The sequence below is a fragment of the Vicinamibacteria bacterium genome (genome assembly GCA_035620555.1).
GTDB lineage: Bacteria > Acidobacteriota > Vicinamibacteria > Marinacidobacterales > SMYC01 > DASPGQ01.
In genome coordinates this window covers 1-2,627 of record DASPGQ010000499.1, presented here as the reverse complement: position 1 = coordinate 2,627, position 2,627 = coordinate 1, and the positions used below count along the sequence as shown (strand labels likewise).

Sequence of the window (2,627 nt, the reverse complement as noted above, 5' to 3'; positions counted from 1 at the left end):
TCCATCAGGACCCTACACCCGGATTTTCCACATTGGAGCGAGCCCGTCGTCGTCAGTCTTCGCAACCGAGACGGGGCAATCCAGGTCGTGGGCATCGAAAGGCCCAGGAGCACCGTCGAGCGCTGAGACTAGCCGCTAGAGCGATTCCGGTCAGCTGACGAGGCGTGAGCTCGGGCGATATCGCGCATTCACTTGGGACCACCCCGCCGAGGGTCTTCGAGCTCGAGGAGCGTCTTGCCAGGAACTAATGATCTCTAGGAGACGCCTGAGAATTCTCGGCGTAGTTCCGATCAGCGACGCTGACAGGTCTTTCGATACCGAGCTTCTTCATGCGGGCCATGAGCGTGGTGGGCTTGATGCCGAGCAATCTCGCCGCGCCCCTCTCGCCGCTGACTCGCCACCCGGTAACGTCGAGAACAGAGAGGATGTGTTTCCGTTGGAGGGCATCGAGAGTGAGTGGCGCGGCAGGTCCGCTCGAGCTGTCCGGCTTAGACCACCAATCATCGAGCGCAAGCTGCGAGCCTCGCGTGAGAATCGCGGCCCTCTCAATGACGTTTTTGAGCTCGCGGATGTTCCCTGGCCAGGCATAGGCCATCAAGCGGGCCATGGCGCCCGGGGAGATGGACTCGATCGACTTGCCCAACTTTTTTCCGAAGTCCCGTGCGAAGAAATTGGCGAGAAGAGGGATATCACTTCTGCGCTCTCTCAGGGGCGGAAGCTCGATGGGAAAAACGGCGAGCCGATAGAAGAGGTCGGGCCGGAATCGTTCCTCCTCCATAGCTTTGGTCAGGTCGCGATTCGTCGCCGCGATCACCCGAACGTTGACTTTGATCGTCGTCGATCCCCCCACCCGTTCGAACTCCTCTTCCTGAAGTACGCGAAGCAGCTTCGACTGCAGCTCGAGCGGGAGATCGCCGATCTCGTCGAGGAATATCGTTCCACCGTGCGCCAGCTCGAAGCGGCCGATTTTTCGTGCGATGGCGCCGGTGAAAGCACCTTTTTCGTGGCCGAAGAGCTCGCTCTCGATCAGGGTGGCAGGAAGCGCCGCGCAATTCACTTTGACCAGCGGCTTGTCTTTTTGTGGGCTTGCATCGTATATGGCTCGAGCAACGACTTCCTTGCCTGTGCCCGTTTCCCCGCAGATGAGTACGGTGGCGTCGGTCACCGCTACGGTCTCGATAGCTTCGATGACTTTGGCCATGGGCTCAGTTTGCCCGACGATCTCTCCGAAATCGTGCTGAGTTTGGATCTCTTCTTGAAGGTACGTGTTCTCTTGCTCGAGACGAGATTTCAACGAGGAGATCTCCTCGTACGCCAGAAGATTCGCGACTGCCAGAGCCACTTGGTTCCCGACCTCGGTGAGAAGCTCGACGTCGTCGTCTCGGTAACGGTCTGGGATGCGGCTCCCGACGGTCAGGAATCCAACCGCCTTGCTCTTGACGTTCAGCGGGACGGAAACGAAGGCGCGAATTCCCCCCTTCAGTAGCTCGTCTTCGGAAGGAGACAACCGACCCCGCCGCCTCGTCAGATCGCGACGAACGAGCGGTGTCGAGTCCCCGGGCAAGTGTTCCTGGGCTCCCTCTTCTCGCGACAGCTCGGCTTCGGTAACACCGGACTCGTCTTTCTGGGCATAGACCTGGATGATATCCCGACGCGCGTCGAGGAGAGTAAGACGAGCTTGGTCGAAGGACAGGATACCCGACAGCGCTTTCGTGATGGCGCAGAAAAGCGATTTCCGATCGAGGCTCGCGATGATCGCATTGTTCACCTCGAGCAAGAGACGATGGCGCTGTTCGGAATGCTTCAAAGCCGCCTCGGCTCGCCGACGCTCCGAACGTTCGGCGGTCTCCCTTAGCGCACGCCGCAACGCCGGAACCAAACGGGAGAGCCGATCCTTGAGCACGTAGTCCGTGGCGCCCTTCTTAAGCGTCTCGATGGCTTTCTCTTCTCCGATGGCGCCGGAGACGAAAATGAACGGAACCTCTGGCCGGGTTTCAGCAGAGATGGACAAGGCGTCGAGGCCATCGAAGCCGGGGAGCGAGAAGTCGGCGAGGATGATGTTGGGGTCGAAGCTGGAGAGCTGCTCTTCGAACTCTGGCCTAGTAGAGACGCGTCTGGATAGGAATTCGATCTGTCCGCGTCGGAGCTCGCGCTCCACGAGCTCGGCGTCTGTGGGGACGTCTTCAAGTATCAGAATGCGGAGCGTCGCGGGCATCGGTTCCATGCGTGCCGTCCTCGGCTCTTGCCGCTCGCGAGTCCGATCGTCATCTTGGCAGTCGATTACACCTAAGCCAATATTCATGAATCGTCGCGATGCATCGAACGAACTCTTCGAAATCCAACGGTTTGACCATGTAGCTGTTGACGCCACCTTCGTAGCTGTCAGCGATGTCCCGGTCTTCCTGTGACGAGGTCAGCATTACGACGGGAATTGTCTTCGTTTCGTCGTTCGCGCGGATTTGGCGCAGAACTTCCAGGCCGTTCACCTTCGGGACCATCAGGTCCAGGAGCACCAAACGGGGGGCCGCCTCGCCCGCACGCTGCGCATAATCTCCCTGGGCGAAGAGAAAGTCCAGTGCCTGTGCGCCGTCCTCCACTGCGAAGACATGGGTCGCCTGATCGCTCTT

2 protein-coding genes are annotated in these 2,627 nt (G+C 59.6%); both read right to left on the bottom strand.

Annotated elements, in window-relative coordinates; genetic code table 11:
• Positions 1-244 precede the first annotated feature (244 nt).
• A complete protein-coding gene (locus tag VEK15_20390) occupies positions 245-2,224 on the bottom strand; it encodes a sigma 54-interacting transcriptional regulator (GenBank protein ID HXV63071.1) in 1,980 nt (659 codons plus the stop codon).
• 40 nt (positions 2,225-2,264) lie between these two features.
• A partial coding sequence (locus VEK15_20385; GenBank protein ID HXV63070.1) for a response regulator occupies positions 2,265-2,627 on the bottom strand: 363 nt, incomplete at its 5' end.

Coding starts and splice junctions, on each gene's coding strand:
- VEK15_20390 (HXV63071.1), bottom strand. CDS start 2,224: ATGGAACCGATGCCCGCGACGCTCCGCATTCTGATACTTGAAGACGTC.